The 15,681-nt window shown below is 59.6% G+C and carries 11 protein-coding genes and 3 pseudogenes; 5 read left to right on the top strand and 9 right to left on the bottom strand.

Going from position 1 to position 15,681, the window contains the following annotated elements; translation table 11 throughout:
- Position 1: 1 nt before the first annotated feature.
- Both FBY04_RS12500 and FBY04_RS12505 read left to right on the top strand, forming a co-directional pair.
- On the top strand, positions 2 to 982 hold the full coding sequence (locus FBY04_RS12500; protein ID WP_084322210.1) for a transketolase family protein: 981 nt from the start codon (positions 2 to 4) through the stop codon (positions 980 to 982).
- 203 nt (positions 983 to 1,185) lie between these two features.
- Positions 1,186 to 2,493, top strand: a complete 1,308-nt coding sequence (locus FBY04_RS12505; RefSeq protein ID WP_084322209.1) for an MFS transporter — start codon at positions 1,186 to 1,188, stop codon at positions 2,491 to 2,493.
- Positions 2,494 to 2,541: 48 nt separating this feature from the next.
- Here the strand turns inward: FBY04_RS12505 and FBY04_RS12510 are convergent, their stop codons facing one another.
- On the bottom strand, positions 2,542 to 3,459 hold the full coding sequence (locus tag FBY04_RS12510; RefSeq protein ID WP_145315395.1) for a LysR family transcriptional regulator: 918 nt from the start codon (positions 3,457 to 3,459) through the stop codon (positions 2,542 to 2,544).
- A gap of 113 nt (positions 3,460 to 3,572) precedes the next feature.
- Between FBY04_RS12510 and FBY04_RS12515 the strand changes: the two genes are divergently transcribed.
- Together FBY04_RS12515 and FBY04_RS12520 are read left to right on the top strand one after the other, a co-directional pair.
- The gene (locus FBY04_RS12515; protein WP_145315396.1) at positions 3,573 to 4,421 is read left to right on the top strand and encodes a type 1 glutamine amidotransferase domain-containing protein; all 849 of its coding nucleotides are present in this window, start codon (positions 3,573 to 3,575) and stop codon (positions 4,419 to 4,421) included.
- Positions 4,422 to 4,545: 124 nt separating this feature from the next.
- A pseudogene (locus FBY04_RS12520) lies at positions 4,546 to 4,917 on the top strand (MFS transporter); the annotation flags it as partial.
- Between the two features lie 183 nt (positions 4,918 to 5,100).
- Here the strand turns inward: FBY04_RS12520 and dapF are convergent.
- The 5 genes from dapF to mqo all read right to left on the bottom strand — a co-directional run bounded on the left by dapF (position 5,101) and on the right by mqo (position 11,357).
- A complete protein-coding gene (gene dapF / locus FBY04_RS12530; protein ID WP_145315397.1) occupies positions 5,101 to 5,916 on the bottom strand; it encodes a diaminopimelate epimerase in 816 nt (271 codons plus the stop codon).
- 58 nt (positions 5,917 to 5,974) lie between these two features.
- Positions 5,975 to 6,874 (bottom strand): hypothetical protein, encoded by a 900-nt coding sequence (locus tag FBY04_RS12535; RefSeq protein ID WP_145315398.1) that lies wholly within the window; start codon positions 6,872 to 6,874, stop codon positions 5,975 to 5,977.
- Between the two features lie 106 nt (positions 6,875 to 6,980).
- Positions 6,981 to 8,099 (bottom strand): glycosyltransferase 61 family protein, encoded by a 1,119-nt coding sequence (locus tag FBY04_RS12540; protein ID WP_145315399.1) that lies wholly within the window; start codon positions 8,097 to 8,099, stop codon positions 6,981 to 6,983.
- A gap of 39 nt (positions 8,100 to 8,138) precedes the next feature.
- On the bottom strand, positions 8,139 to 9,299 hold the full coding sequence (locus tag FBY04_RS12545) for a hypothetical protein (protein WP_145315400.1): 1,161 nt from the start codon (positions 9,297 to 9,299) through the stop codon (positions 8,139 to 8,141).
- Positions 9,300 to 9,710: 411 nt separating this feature from the next.
- Positions 9,711 to 11,357 carry a malate dehydrogenase (quinone) gene (mqo, locus tag FBY04_RS12550; RefSeq protein ID WP_084322198.1) on the bottom strand — a complete coding sequence of 549 codons (1,647 nt, stop codon included), beginning with the start codon at positions 11,355 to 11,357 and terminating at the stop codon, positions 9,711 to 9,713.
- A 382-nt stretch (positions 11,358 to 11,739) separates the two neighbouring features.
- Here mqo and ilvD point away from each other — a divergent pair, with 382 nt between their 5' ends.
- Positions 11,740 to 13,422 carry a dihydroxy-acid dehydratase gene (ilvD, locus tag FBY04_RS12555; RefSeq protein ID WP_145315401.1) on the top strand — a complete coding sequence of 561 codons (1,683 nt, stop codon included), beginning with the start codon at positions 11,740 to 11,742 and terminating at the stop codon, positions 13,420 to 13,422.
- Positions 13,423 to 13,520: 98 nt separating this feature from the next.
- On the opposite strand, the gene FBY04_RS33180 is transcribed toward ilvD, so the two are convergent.
- The 3 genes and pseudogenes from FBY04_RS33180 to FBY04_RS32710 all read right to left on the bottom strand — a co-directional run.
- Complete coding sequence (locus FBY04_RS33180) at positions 13,521 to 14,384, bottom strand: methyl-accepting chemotaxis protein (protein WP_371927780.1); 864 nt, start codon at positions 14,382 to 14,384, stop codon at positions 13,521 to 13,523.
- Positions 14,379 to 15,134 (bottom strand): annotated as a pseudogene (locus FBY04_RS33185) (MCP four helix bundle domain-containing protein); the annotation flags it as partial. The gene FBY04_RS33180 and the pseudogene FBY04_RS33185, both read right to left, overlap by 6 nt.
- A 255-nt stretch (positions 15,135 to 15,389) precedes the next feature.
- A pseudogene (locus FBY04_RS32710) lies at positions 15,390 to 15,551 on the bottom strand (DNA methylase); the annotation flags it as partial.
- Positions 15,552 to 15,681 lie beyond the last annotated feature (130 nt).

Genomic DNA, 15,681 nt, shown 5'->3' on the forward strand with positions numbered 1-15,681 from the left:
CATGAATGCCCCTCTTTCCCCCAATTCCTGGCAGTACCGTGGCCTTAACGCGCTTAACCCGGGGCTGTCCTACCTGTCTGATGCGCTGATCGAATTGACCGAGGCCGGTTATCCGGTGATGGCCGGTTCCGCCGACTTGCAGTACTCCAACGGCCTGAACAAGTTCGCCAGCCGCTACCCCGAGCGTTACCTGCAATTCGGTATCTCGGAGCAGAACATGGTCACGGCGGCCGCCGGCCTGGCCACCTGCGGCGTGATGCCGTTCGTGGCGACCTTTGCCTCGTTCCTCGGCCTGCTGTGCTGCGAACAGATCCGCATGGACGTCGCCTATTCGGCGCAACCGGTGCGCCTGATCGGTCACCACACCGGCATCTCCCTGGGTTTCTACGGCACCTCGCATCACGCCACCGAAGACATCGCCACCATGCGCTCGATTGCTGATCTGGCGGTCGTGTCGCCGGCAGACGGCGCACAACTGGTGGCGGCGATCAAAGCCTCGGCCACCTACGACAAGCCGGTGTATTTTCGCATCGGTCGCGGTCGCGACCCGATCGTTTACGAGGACGGTGTGGTCTTCGAATTCGGCAAGGCTCATGAGCACTTTGAAGGCGAGGAACTGACCATCATCGCCTGCGGCATCACCGTGCATGCGGCGTTGACGGCGGCTCGCAAGATGAACGCTGAAGGCCGCTCGGTGGGCGTAATCGACATGGCGTCGATCAAGCCGATCGACCGTGACGCCATCCTGCGAGCGGCTGCCCGCAGCAAACGCATGATGACCGTCGAAGAGCACAACGTGCTCGGTGGCCTGGGGGCCGCAGTGGCTGAAGTACTGGCGGACGAAGGCGTCGGCGTGAAGCTCAAGCGTCACGGCATCTACGACGAATACAGCCTGATCGCCCCGCCGACTCACCTGTACGAGCACTACAAACTCGACGCTGCCGGGATCGAGGAAGTGGCGCTGGCGCACATCAACGCCTGACGCTGACCCCACCTGTAGGAGCCGGCTTGATCTGGCGATGAAATCACCACGGTGCACCTGACACACCGCAGCGACTGGATCGCCAGCAAGCCGGCTCCTACAGAATTGTGTATTTCAGGGACATCTCGTTTTTTCAGGGAGCTTTCCGCACCGCATCGTCACCCACCACATCCCGTGGTTCATGAAACATCTCGGAGCCAACAATGAATAACATCACCGAGACCATGCCCGACTACTCGATCGGGCAGGCCAAAACACGTACCACCCTGCGCAGAAAGTCATTGATGGCCACCGGCGTCGGCAACCTGCTGGAGTGGTTCGACTGGACGATCTACACCGTCGCATCGGTGTACATCGCGGCGGCACTCTTCGATAAAAGCAACGCCACCTCTGCCCTGCTCAACACGCTGGCGGTGTTTGCCGCCGGGTTCCTGCTACGGCCGATTGGCGGCATCTTCTTCGGCATCCTCGCCGACAGGCTGGGCAGGCGCGTGGTGTTGCTCAGCACCATGTTGCTGATGGCCGGCGCCAGTTTGCTGATTGCGTTCATTCCCTCGTATGACGCGATTGGCAGTTGGGCCTCAGCACTCCTGCTGCTGGCCAGGCTGGTGCAGGGCTTTGCCCATGGCGGCGAAACCACCACCTCTTACGCCTACATCGCTGAAATCGCGCCGCCGAAACACCGCGGGCTATGGTCGAGCACGGTGTTTCTGGCCGTCGGTTGCGGATCGTTGCTGGCGACGTTTTACATGGCCTTGCTGACGTCGTTGTTGTCCGTCAGTGAAATGCAGGAATGGGGCTGGCGCATCCCTTTCGCCACCGGTGGCCTGTTGGCGGTTTTTGCCTTGTGGCTGCGGCGCAACATGATGGAAAGCGAACACAGCCCAAGTGCCGGTGGCATGTCCGAAGAACCGGCGTGGAGCCGCGGCACCATCATTCAACACGGCGTTCGCTTGTTTCTCTATGAAGCCGGCGCCACGTTGACGTATTACACGTGGGTCACCTCAGCGTCGATCTACGCCATCAGCGTCAAGGGCATGGACCCGCGCAGTGCGTTCACCATGAGCTGTATTGCACAGGTCATTTACCTGGTGTTCCTGCCGATCTCCGGCTGGATCTCGGATCAGTGGGGACGCAAGATTTCAGCGCTGATTTCCTTGCTGGGGATTGCCGCGACGCTGTTCCCGCTGTGGGGTTTGATCTCCAATGAGCCGTGGACGTTGATGGTGGCGCAGACGGCAGGCTTGCTGTTGGTAGGCTTTATCACCGGCTGCAAACCTGCTTCGATCTCGGAGCAGATTCCGACCCGCTATCGCACACGCATGTTTGGGGTGTGCATTTCTTTGGGTGTGGCGGTGTTTGGCGGAACGGCTTCGTACCTGACGACCTGGTTGTACTCGGAAAACATGGGGTGGATGTTCAACATTTACCTGATCGTGGTCGCCGTGATCGCCAGTGCCGTGGTGTTGATGTGGAAGAACAACCACGGGGTGCCGATCGATAAAATCTGACGCGCGAAGCCAGGCCGGCCGGCGCTCACTGCAACGGTGAGTGCTTTTTCAAAGAAGGTCGTCGGTGGCCACTTCCCGGGTCAGAAAGTCGATCAAGGCCCGCGCTGTCGCGGACAACTGGCGATGGGGCGGGTAGATCACAGAGAACGGTCGGGAGCGTCCGCCCGACTGTTCGAGCAGCGGCACCAGGCGGCCACTTTGAATCCGCTCACGGACGATGAAGTCGTAACTCTGACAGATCCCCATGCCGTGCTCGGCCAGAGACACAATGCCCAGCACGTCGTCGGACACCTGCACATTCGCCTCAGGTATCCACTCCCGATCCACCCCCTGTTCGCGAAACAGCCAGGGCCCGACGCGACCGCTGCTGGGCATCACAAACGGCAGGCAGGCATGCGCCGACAGTTCGTCGACACTGCGCGGCGTGCCGGCACGACTCAGGTAATCCGGTGCGGCGACCAGGCACAAACCCGCGTCTTCAAGCTTGCGGCCGATCAGGCCACTGTCCGGCAATTGCCCGAGACGAATCGCCAGGTCATACCCCTCCGCCACCAGATCCACATTGCGATTGCTGATGCTCAACTCGATTCGCACCTGCGGGTACTGCCGCGTAAATCGAGACAGCAAGGGCGGCAACCGGTAATGCCCGTAGGTCGTCGGCACACTGAGCCGCACCCGCCCGGTCAACTCGCCCTCCTGCCCCTGGATCGTCCGCTCGGCATCATCGATCAACCCGAACGCCGCGCGTGATTGTTCAAGGTACAGCAGGCCCGCCTCGGTCAGGCTCAGGCGTCGGGTCGTGCGTCGCAACAGCTGGACCCCGAGACGCGCTTCCAGGCGCGAAATCGCCCGGCTGACCACCGACGGTGTGGTCGCCAGAAACACCGCCCCGGCGCTCAACGAACCCTTTTCCACCACGGTGACGAACACTTCAACGTCCGCGAGATAATCGAATCGCCGGCTCACCTTGACCTCCAAAGAACAAGTGCTTTCCTTTGCAGCGAGTTTATCGCCCACGGAGGCATGAATATAGTGAATCAACGATCAGCACCCGCCGATCGATCACTCACGGAAGCCCCATGCGCCCTATCGCCCGACTCGCCCTCGCCATGACCATTTCCGCCGCCGCCTTCAACGCACAGGCCGGCAATGTCCTGATCGTGCTGTCAGACTCCGACCACCTCGACCTCAAGGACAACAAGGTCTTCGCCACCGGTTTCTACCTGAACGAACTGATGCAACCGGTAAAACTGCTGCTCGATGCCGGGCACTCGGTGACCTTCGCCACCCCGACCGGCAAGGCGCCGACTCTGGACCAGTCGTCCAACGACAAGATGTATTTCAACAATGACGTGGCGGCCTTGCAGGCGCACAAGGCACTGCTGGATCACCTGAAAATCACCTCGAAAGGTGAGTCGCCGGTCATCAGCCTGGCGCGGGTCGAACAGATCGGCTACGAACAGTTCGATGCCGTCTACGTCCCCGGCGGCCATGCGCCGATGCAGGACCTGCTGCACAGCGCCGCGCTGGGCAAGCTGCTGAACAACTTCCATGACAACGGCAAGACCACTGCCCTCGTCTGCCACGGCCCGATTGCCCTGCTGTCGACCCTGGCCGATCCTGTCGCTTTCACCCGACAACTCGAGACCGGCGGCAAAGCCTCGACAAAAGGCTGGACCTACACCGGCTATAAATTCACGGTCATCAGCAATCAGGAAGAGGAACTGGCCAAGGGCTTGCTCAATGGCGGCGCCATGAAGTTCTATCCGCAAACGGCACTGGAACAAGCGGGCGGCGTCTATCGCAGCAACACCTCGCCCTGGACTTCCAACGTCGTCATTGACCGCGAACTGGTGACTGGACAAACCCCGGGCTCAGCACTGGACGTGGGCAAGGCGATCGTCGAACGTCTCAAGTCCCGGAGTTAGGGACTGAGTGGGCTCGGAGTGGTAAAACTCATCGCGACGTTTTCTGTTTGACGCGTCTCGAAAAAGGATCACCTCGGTGAAGTCACCCGCCACGCCCGATCCACGTACCACAACCGAGTCCGGCCTGAGCCTGCAAACCCGGCTGATCGCGCTGGTGGTGGCGGTGACCTTTTTCACGGAAAACCTCGACGCGACCGTCATCGCGACCGCGCTGCCCACCATGGCCAGCGCCTTCGAGATCACACCGGTCGACATGAACGTGGGCATCACCGCCTACATTCTGGCGGTGGCAATCTTCATCCCGCTTTCCAGCTGGATCGCCGACCGCTTTGGAGCGCGGCGAGTCTTCGCCGGCGCAATCGTCGTGTTCACCCTCGCCTCGCTCCTGTGCGGGCTAAGCCAGAACATCGAAATGTTTGTTCTGGCCCGCGTGCTGCAAGGCATCGGCGGCGCGTTGGGGGTGGCCATATGCAAGGCGCGCAGGGTTACTACAACGACAACTACTTCCTGCCTTTTTTCACTCAATTAAGTGATTCAGAAAAACAGTCGTATTACGCAAAATTTGAAGCTCCGACCGAGTGGATCAAGGCCTTGGAGCTAATACATGACGATGAATGAATCCATTAAGTCTTCTTCGAAGCCCAACGGGGCTGCACCGCTTACTACGAAAAAGCGCCAATCAAGCGTTCAATAAGCCATCCGCGATGGTCCCCGAAAAAGTCGCCTCCACCGGCCCAGTAAGAAACACCGCCCCCACCTCATCCCACTGAACCGTCACGCTCCCGCCATCACACTCGACCTCAACGGATTCATCCAGTAAACCCCGACGAATCCCATTAACAACCGCACCACAACAGCAAGAACCGGAGCCCAGCGGAATTCCACCCCCACGTTCCCAAATACGCAACCGAATATGCTTGCGGTCAATAACCTGAACAAAATGCACGTTCGTTTTAAGGGGAAACAGCGGGTTGGTTTCAATGGCCGGCCCGATGCTCGCGATATCAATCGCCGTCAGGTCATCCACAAAATAAGTGCAGTGCGGATTGCCCATGCTGCACGCGGTCGGGCCTCCCTCCAGGGGCAGGACAGTCGTATCCAGTTCCTGAGCCAAAGGAATATCCGACCAGCCAAAAAGCGGCGCTCCCATGTTGACCGAAATGGCGCCGGTCGAGGTTCGTTCGCACGTCAGCAAACCCCGGTTGGTGCGCAGCACAATCGAGGTGGAATTGGCTTCGCGCATCAGCCTGTCCGCGGCACCGCGCGTTGCGCTGCCGCAAGCATCCAGCGGGGAGCCATCGGCGTTCCAGAACACCAGCCGCGCGGCGGCGTCATCGCAATCGAGCAGCACCGCGAGTTGATTGAAGCCGACGCCACGGTTGCGATCGCCCATTCGCCGAGCGATGGCACTGGTCACTGGGTTGGCCGAGTTTCGTGCGTCCACAACAACGAAGTCATCGCCATTGGCGTGCATCTTGTGAAAACTCAGCGGCATAAACAGATCCTGGCGACGAGGGATGTGGGAAGGATCTAGCCCCATTCGCAGCGCTTTTTCAAGCCGACCGCGAATAGCGCTCAACGACCCCACAGCCAAGAATATCGCTCAGGCGCTGACCGTCGCTCATCCGGCGAAACAACCCCGGCGTCTGCCACGGCGCGTAACCGTCGATGTTGGGGGCGCCCAACCCGGCCATCACGTCGGCGATCAGCACTGAGCGTGTCTCGAACGAGATCCGCGTCAGGCCGGTGCTGTTGCCGACGCCGGCATGGGCATGGGCCCCGGAAAAGGCGATGAGACTGCCGGGGGCGATCTCAACGGCAATCCCCTCCTCCGCGGCAATTGCCTCCAGCAGATGCGGGATGGCCTCGTCGGCATCCACTGCATTGCGTCCGTCCTGATGGGAGCGCTGCAAAATGGCGCGCATATCGAAGGTGACACTCGAATTGAGCAGCGGCCGCTGCCACAGGCCGGGGTACAACGCGAACGTCCGACCGGCCGTGACCGGATAGACCGGCGCCCACCAATTGGTCTGCGCGTACATGTTCGAGCCACATGTATCGCGGTGGAAGGCGATGGTGGCCGTGGTGCGGGCGCGTGGGGTGAACTGCTCGGCTTCCCGGTGGGGCTGGAAACGCAGGTGCAATCGATCGCACGCCAGAGAATCCGGGGTCAACCCAAGCTGTTCGATAACCGCCTGCCACAGGCGCTGGATCTCGGCCGAGCGAGCGAATTCGTTCTGGCATTTTGCGAACAGCACCGTCTGCTGTTCGTGGCTCAAGTAGCGATGGATGTGTTGTGGCGGCCAGGGATGCAGCGCCTCTTCGAGGAAGGCACGGGTGAACTCGACCAGTGCTGTCATGGGCTGCAAGTCCGCGACAAGCATGATGTCGCCGGCGTAGATGCGGTCGTGGAAGTGGCGAGCGGTACCCGGGAGGGCAAGCGGGCTGTACATGACCAGAAGTTCCCTGAAGAGGCGCCCTCGACTTTAGATCCGCCGCCCTTGTGGCGAAAGTGGCAGATTGGGTAAAAAACTGCGGATCACAGAGCCCGGGCGGCCGTCATGAAGGAAACAGGTCCAATGTGCGCTCCACCTCTTCAATATCGATTTTGAAGCCATCGCCCTCAGGCGTGCCGACCACAAAGCCAAAATTCTGCTGGTCGCGATCCGTCAGGTATTTGAAGTAACTGACGAAGCGGTTCGGTGGCTGCAGCGTCAGCAACGAACCGCCCTGCTGCAATACATTGACACCGTGTACGAGCTGACTGCCTTCGACCCCGATCACGGTCCGCGCTCCGGCACAGGTCGCCACGATGGTCGGGACGTCGGTTTTCAAAGGATCGAGTACACGAAAACCTCGAGTCTTGCGCAGATGTTCGGCGATCTCGAGTTCGTTGCGCAAAAGGCGCAAGTCGCCGGCGCTTCCGCGAAGAATGAACACGCCCGGGTGATCCTCATGGCTCACGTGCGACAGCAGCTTTTCCCCCATGGCCCGGTAACGCAGGTGCCTGCTTTGGTTGTTGCTGAAATCGTCGAATAGCACGAGCTCATGAAAAAACGCGCCGTTCAAGCGAACCGGCTTCATGCCAAGCCACTCTTCGTACGCGAGAGTCTGGGCAGAGAGAGGAAACCGGGCGGATGGCGCGGTGGTCACCGGGACGCCTTCATCGCAGGCCAATGGATAGGTCGGGAAGTCTTCCATCAACCGCGTACCAAACCAGGTATTGCCATTCTGCGTGCAGAAGACGGCCGCGCGGTCGATCTCATGCTCCACGACAATGCGCGGAAACCTGCCGGGCTTGAGAGACAACCAGAAACTTGCGTTGTCCTTGTAGAGCGCTCCATCGATCAGCCAGACATTCTCGAGCAAGTAACCGCGTGTCGGGCCTTGGACCACGTCACCCAGCCCTTCCATCGTGCGCGCCGGATGCTCGAACGGATAAAAACGCTTTGCCTCCCACCCCGTCACGCGTTCCATCTGACCGGGCAGGAAGAAAGCCGGTGGAGAGTACGATACGCCACCCGGCGCAACGTTCCAGCGTTTGACCGCCAGGCTTTTCAGGTTGATCTCTGCCTTGCGCGCGAGTCTTTTTCTTGCCATGTACCTGTAGGCGGCAAGGGTCCATTTCCTTCGATTGCCAGCGGTCGAAGTGCTGATGTGCGAGACATCGCTTTCCATGAAAAGTCCTCCCTTCTGGACAGAACGTTCTGAAAATACTCAGCTGGATGGAATCCTTTCCATAACGGGTGGGGTCTGCAAGTTAGCGTAGCGACTGCGCAAGGTTTCGAGAAACTGTTCGCCCGAGTTCTGCGCGCAGTAGAGATAAATCTTGTGCAGCCCGCCAAATACCATTTCATGATAGCGGCTGGCGGCCTCTTCATCGCTTGGCCCGTCAGGCAAGCCAAGGTGAAGGGTCAATTCCTTTCCTTCGGCAGCAAAAAGCGGCGTGTCCCAAAGGAATCTGGCGACACCTGCCTTGGGCAGTCGCAGAAACATATAAGCGTGGTTGCCCAGGGAATCAACGTCACCGCCGCGCCTTCGTTTCCATTTCAGCAGTCCGTCATCCGGCCGTGCCACGCAAAGACCGATGTCGTAATAATCGAAGCCTTCATGGATCGCCGACTCAAGCGCCATGAAGGTGGTAATCGCGTTGACCTCGCCCAGTCGCTTGGCATCTGAAAAAACCGCCTCGGTGTACCCGAAACGCAGCGTGCTCCAATAGCGTTTTCCGCCACGCGTTACGGCGCAGCCCAGGTGACAGCCAATTACTTCGTCATCCCGCATGATCAGGTCGAGCCGCCCGACAGTCCTGGCGATCCTGAACACTTCCTCGGTGGGAAATTGCGCAGCGTGGATGCCTTGCCTTGCCTGGGCATAAGGCCGAAGCATTTCCCTGTCGGCCTTGTCTATTTCTTCATCCAGCAGCGCCGGCCTCATGTGATAGTGCGGTCGGTTCTTGCGGATGTTTCGACGCAGCTCACCATCGTATTTTGCGGTGATGTCCTCGATGGAGCGCCCCAGCGGAACGACGGCACTCAGATACAAGGGAATAGACAAAGTCCCCGGGGTCCGCACCTCACTGACCACCACCACATGATTCGACTCGGCGGGTTTCGGCTCGGCGGGTTTCGGCTCGCCGTCAGTCACAGAGGTGTTCTTCCCCCCGATGAGTAGCTTGGCCATTTCCCGTTGCTGTTTCCTCCCGATATAGAGGATCTCGTAAGGACTGTCCTTTTGCAGCCTGAACCTGGTAATTTCCCAACGCCAGACACACGCACGCCCAAGGATGTCTCGCAGCCAGCTTGAAGCCTGCCTCATTTCATACCGCATTGAAGGGGAAATGAGTTTTCGGATAACTGCCGCCAAGTTATCTTTCACTTTTCGTCATCCTTTGAGCTTTATCTTAGGCAGATCAGATATAAAAGATCCGGGCGGAACTTCAATAAGCGCGCTTAAACCTTGAAAAACAAGACATATTTTATGATGCAGCGCGCTTACATTGAGTAACAGTAAAGATATAAGGCCGGGACTTTGCAAGGCGGCCTACCGGTCTTTCCGGATTGAAACCCGTGTCTAGTGCTCAAATCGGTTTACACCACATTTCATTTTGTAGGAACGAGCCTGCTCGCGAAAAACCCAAGGTCGCCACGGGGCATCTGGTGTTTCGCATTATCGTTGACGACCATCGTCGGAACGCCACCCGCAGCAAGCTCGCTCCTGCAGTGTCTTCGCCCACAAAAAAGCCCACTGACCGTCACCGGTTCAGTGGGCTTTCAGATTACGCCCTGATTACAGAGCCATGTCGCTCGCAGCGTTGGCTTTCGGTGCCTTTGGCGCCTCGGCCGGAGCGGCAGCCGGAGCCGCCACCTGACCGATCGCCGGCGGCGGAGTCAGTTGCAACACCTTGGCGGTGTAGGCCCACTCTTCAGCCACTTTTTCAGGGCTGCCGTTCAGCTGAGTGCCATAGCTCGGCACGATCTGGTGCAGCTTTTCCTGCCAGGCAGGCGAAGCGACCTTGTCCTTGAACACTTTCTGCAGCACGGTCAGCATGATCGGCGCAGCAGTCGAGGCACCCGGCGAAGCGCCCAGCAGACCGGCGATGGTGCCGTCAGCGGAAGCAACGATTTCGGTACCCAGTTTCAGGACGCCACCCGCCGCTTCATCACGCTTGATGATTTGCACGCGCTGGCCGGCTTGCCACAGGCGCCAGTCTTCAGCCTTGGCGTTCGGGAAGTATTCTTTCAGGGCGTTGAGGCGGTCTTCATCCGACAGCATCAGTTGACCGGCAAGGTACTCGACCAGCGGGTATTCCTTGATGCCGACCTTGGTCATTGGCCACACGTTGTGCGTGGTGGTGGTGGTCAGCAGGTCCAGGTACGAGCCTTCCTTGAGGAACTTGGTGCTGAAGGTCGCGAATGGGCCAAACAGGATAACGCGCTTGCCGTCCAGAACACGGGTGTCCAGGTGCGGAACCGACATCGGCGGAGCGCCGACAGAGGCTTTACCGTAGGCCTTGGCTAGGTGTTGCTCGGCGATGGTAGGGTTCTCGGTTACCAGGAACGAGCCGCCAACCGGGAAGCCTGCGTATTCCTTGGCTTCAGGAATCCCGGACTTCTGCAGCAGGTGCAATGCACCGCCGCCCGCGCCGATGAACACGAATTTGGCGTCGGTTTCGGATTTGCTGCCATCTTTCAGGTTTTTGTAGCTGACGCGCCAGGTGCCGTCTTCGTTCTTGGTGATGTCTTGCACTTCGCTAGACAGTTTCAAGTCGAACTTCGGCGTGGTTTGCAGGTGCGCAACGAACTGGCGGGTGATTTCGCCGAAGTTGACGTCGGTGCCGATCGGGGACCAGGTGGCCGCGATTTTCTGGTTCGGGTCACGCCCTTCCATCATCAGCGGAACCCACTTCTTGATCACGGCCGGGTCTTCGGAATACTGCATACCGGCAAACAGCGGGCTCGCCTGCAGGGCTTCGTAGCGTTTCTTCAGGAACTTGATGTTGTCGTCGCCCCACACAAAGCTCATGTGCGGCGTGGAGTTGATGAACGAACGCGGGTTTTTCAGCACGCCTTGCTGAACCTGCCAGGCCCAGAACTGACGGGAAATCTGGAACGCTTCGTTGATTTCAACGGCTTTCGGAATCGAGACGTTGCCCTTCTCGTCTTCCGGGGTGTAGTTCAACTCGGCCAGGGCAGAGTGACCGGTACCGGCGTTGTTCCAGCCGTTGGAGCTTTCCAGGGCGACGCCGTCGAGGCGCTCGATCATTTCCATCGAAGTGCCAGGTTCCAGCTCATTGAGCCAGACACCCAGGGTCGCGCTCATGATGCCGCCGCCGATGAGCAACACATCGACTTTCTTTGCCTCTTCCGCGTGAACGGACGTGATCCCCATCGACAAAGCCAGCCCCAACAGGGCCGTGTTCATTTTCTTAAACATCTGTAGCACCTTTGATAAAACGCCATCCGCCCTTCGATCTTCACTCACAAGCCCTTGTTTCACGGCATTCAGGCAGGATGTCGTGGGTGCTCGCACATGAAATCGGAGGGTGGGCACACAAGGCCGACGTGATCCATCGACCTCAGTTTATATGTCCCTACTGAACTGACTTTTTATCTTTATTGGCTTCAGCTACTTGAGCGACAGTGATTCTGTTGGCGCGTCTCGAGGACACGCAAACTGAATAGGTCAAACCAAGTTGAGGCGAAGAATATCACGACATCGCAAACCAGCGCGTCTGTTCCCGACCTGATAGTCCGAACACGCGCGCCGGGGCCACTATACTCAATCTGTTTTTTCGACGAGCCGCTGAGGAGCAGTCATGAGCGATAAAAAAGATCTGCGCAAATATTCCTCCCAAGTGGTCGACGGTGTGGAGCGCGCCCCCGGCCGCTCGATGCTGCGAGCCGTGGGTTTCACCGACGAGGACTTCAAGAAGCCGCAGATCGGCATCGCCTCGACCTGGGCGATGGTCACGCCGTGCAACATGCACATCGACAAACTGGCGAAAGAGGCCGAACAGGGCGCGAATGCCGCCGGGGCCAAGGGCGTGATTTTCAACACCATCACCATTTCCGACGGCATCGCCAACGGCACCGAAGGCATGAAGTATTCGCTGGTGTCGCGGGAGGTGATTGCCGATTCAATCGAGGTCGTCGCCGGGTGCGAAGGCTTCGACGGTCTGGTGACGGTGGGCGGTTGCGACAAGAACATGCCGGGCTGCCTGATCGGCATGGCGCGGCTGAACCGCCCTTCCATTTTCGTTTATGGCGGTACGATCCGGCCGGGCGCCGGCCACACCGACATCATTTCCGTGTTCGAAGCCGTGGGCCAGAATGCGCGCGGCGACATCAACGAAATCCAGGTCAAGCAGATCGAGGAAGTGGCGATTCCCGGCCCCGGTTCTTGCGGCGGGATGTACACCGCCAACACCATGGCCTCGGCCATTGAAGCGCTGGGCATGAGCCTGCCGGGTTCCAGCTCGCAGGACGCCGTCGGCAGCGACAAGGCCTCGGACAGTTTCCGCGCCGGCCAGCAGGTCATGGAGCTGCTGAAACTGGACCTCAAGCCGCGGGACATCATGACCCGCAAAGCCTTCGAAAACGCGATCCGCGTGGTGATCGCCCTCGCCGGCTCGACCAATGCGGTGCTTCATCTGTTGGCCATGGCGCACGCGGTGGATGTCGAGTTGACGCTGGATGATTTCGTCGAGCTGGGCAAGGTGTCGCCGGTGGTGGCCGACCTGCGCCCCAGCGGCCAATACATGATGAGCGAACTGGTCGCCATCGGCGGCATTCAACCGTTGATGAAGCGCATGCTCGCGGCTGGCATGCTGCATGGCGATGCGATGACGGTGACCGGCAAGACCCTCGCGGAAAACCTTGAAAACGTGGCGGATTATCCGGAAGGTCAGGACGTGATCCTGCCCTTCGATCGGCCGGTCAAAAAGGACTCGCACCTTGTTGTGTTGCGCGGCAACCTTTCACCGACTGGCGCGGTGGCCAAGATCACCGGTAAGGAAGGCCTGCGTTTTGAAGGCACGGCACGGGTCTATCACGGTGAAGAAGGCGCCTTGGCCGGCATTCTCAACGGCGAAGTGAAAGCGGGTGACGTGATCGTGATCCGTTACGAAGGCCCCAAGGGCGGCCCGGGCATGCGTGAAATGCTTTCGCCGACGTCGGCGGTCATGGGCAAAGGCTTGGGCAAGGACGTTGCGCTGATCACCGATGGCCGTTTTTCCGGTGGTTCCCACGGTTTCGTCGTGGGGCACATCACGCCGGAAGCCTTTGATGGCGGGCCGATTGCGTTGATCGAAGATGGAGACAAAATCACTATCGATGCGCAAAGCAGACAGATCACGGTCGATGTTTCCGATGCGGAACTGGCCGATCGCAAGACCCGCTGGGTGCGGCCGGAATCGAAGTACAAACGCGGGGTGCTGGCGAAGTATGCGAAGACGGTGTCCAGCGCTTCAGAAGGGGCGGTGACGGATAAGTACCTGTAGGAGCCGGCTTGCTGGCGAAAGTATCAACGCGGTTTGACGGGATACCGCGTTGTCAGCATCGCCAGCAAGCCGACTCCTGCAGGGTCGGGTTTCATGTCTCAGAGACGAAACCTGTCGACCGACTGGGACAGCTTGCCCGCCAGGGTGGACAGCTCGTCCGTGGTCGAAGCCGTCTGGCCAATGACCTTGCTGTTCCCTTCGGACATGCCCGCTATCATCTCCACCTGATGCGCGATTTCATTGCTGGCCAGGCTCTGCTCGCCGATCGTGCGGGAGATGTCGTTCACCAGTTGCGTGGTGTTCAGCGTGGCCTCGAGGATTTCGCGGATGGCGCGTTCGACGTCGGCGGTCACGGCCATGCCTTTGTCGACCTGGGCCACACCCGCCTCCATGCTGGTGACCGCCTCGCGGGTGCTTTGCTGGATGCGCGCGACCATGGTGGCGATTTCCTGGGTAGAGGCGCTGGTGCGCCCCGCCAGGCTACGGACTTCGTCGGCCACCACGGCAAAGCCGCGGCCCTGCTCCCCGGCACGCGCGGCCTCGATGGCGGCGTTCAGCGCCAGCAGGTTGGTTTGATCGGCGATGCCCTTGATCACCTGAATGATGCTGAAAATGCCCTCGGATTCCTTGTCCAGCGTGCGGATGACCTGGGCCGACTGCTGCGCCGAACGCGCAATCCCGTCCATGTCGTTGACCACCTGATGGATCACCCGACCGCCATCCTTGGCCAGTGCCTCGGCCTGGTTGGCCATGTTCAGCGCGCGCTCGGCGTGGCGGGTAATGTCCTCGATGCTCGCGGTCATTTCACTCGCGGCGGCGGCCATGGTGCTGGCGGCGGCGCTTTGCTGCTGGCTGCTGTCGGCGACTTCATGGCAGCCATTGCTCAACTGTGCGCTCATGCCACTGACACCATGGGCGTTGCTGCGCACCACTTCGATCATGCCGCGCAAATCGCGCTGCATGGTCGCCAGGCTGCGGATCAGCGCGCTGGCTTCGTCCTTGCGGGTGGGCTCGGCAATCGTTTCGCTCAAGTTGCCGTGGGCGATGCTCTCGGCGATACGGCTCGCAGTCTGCAACGGCCCCATGATGCTCAGAATCACCCAGCGTCCCTGGGCGAGCAGCAGCAACAGGCTGGCGGCAAGCACGATGCCCAGCGTGAGATTGGCGTTGCCGATGACCTGCTGAGTGCCTGCGCTGGTCTGCTGGGTGTTGGTCTCGATCAGCTCACTGAGGGCAGCCATCTGGTCTTCCAGCTGGCTGAACGCGGTGTTGAAGTTACCCAGCTCTTTTTGTGCCGCATCCGGATTTCCCAAGGCCAGCCCGACAATGCGCTCGGCGGCGTTGATGTAGGTATCGAGGCTGGGTTTGATCGTGTTCAAGCCGGCCTTGATGGTGTCGTTGACCGGCAGCTTGAGGTTTTCACCCAGCACTTCACGAAAGTGCGACGCGTGTTCCTCGATGGAACTGCGCACTTCGGCATTCGTACTGGTGCTTTTGCCGAGCCCGACCAACATCGCCGACAGCACATCGGCGCGTAATGCGTCGTGCATCATGTCGGCTTCGAGGTGATTGCGCAGCGCGGTCATGCTGACCTCGTTGTCGTTCACCGCGGTCGCCATTTGCGAATTTCCCAGGTAACTCACCAGGCTCATGATCAAGGCCGTAAGCAGACCGGTGCCAATCAGCAGGATCAAGCGTAATTTTATCGACACTCTGTGGGTCCCCTGGTCAGTTGGCTACAGCCATTCGTGGATGGCGTCTGAACAGGTTATCGACCGCGACGCAGGGGAATTGAAGGTTATGTCGATGTGTTCGTGCTTTTGCGACATGCGGTCGTCATCGGCGCTTTTTGCGTTTTGCCGCGAAGGGGAACCAGCAGCGTGAGCTCGTACCGGGGATGTGGATTTGAGCGCCTCACAGGTTGGATACAGCGCGGGCCTTGGGGCCCGGAAGCGCCTGCAGGGTCTGAGCTTTTTGCCCAGGCTCAACAAGCGTGCAGCGGTGGTCTCGTCGTAACGCACGTAATGGGCTTCACCCAACATCAGGACCCATTCGCGATGGCTGCAGCTTCCAAGCTTTCGCGGGGTGGCGCGGCCGTGTTTTTCAACGATGACGCGATAAGCCTGCGCGGTTCCTGACTTCGAGAAAAGCCCGGCCTGCAAGTTCGTTTTTCCCACAGTACATGCTAGGTTGTACGACGACTGATGAATAGCCCCTTTTATTCCTCACTCGATCACCCACAACAACAAGGAAACACCC

Source organism: Pseudomonas sp. SJZ080 (genome assembly GCF_007828295.1).
Taxonomy (GTDB): domain Bacteria; phylum Pseudomonadota; class Gammaproteobacteria; order Pseudomonadales; family Pseudomonadaceae; genus Aquipseudomonas; species Aquipseudomonas migulae_A.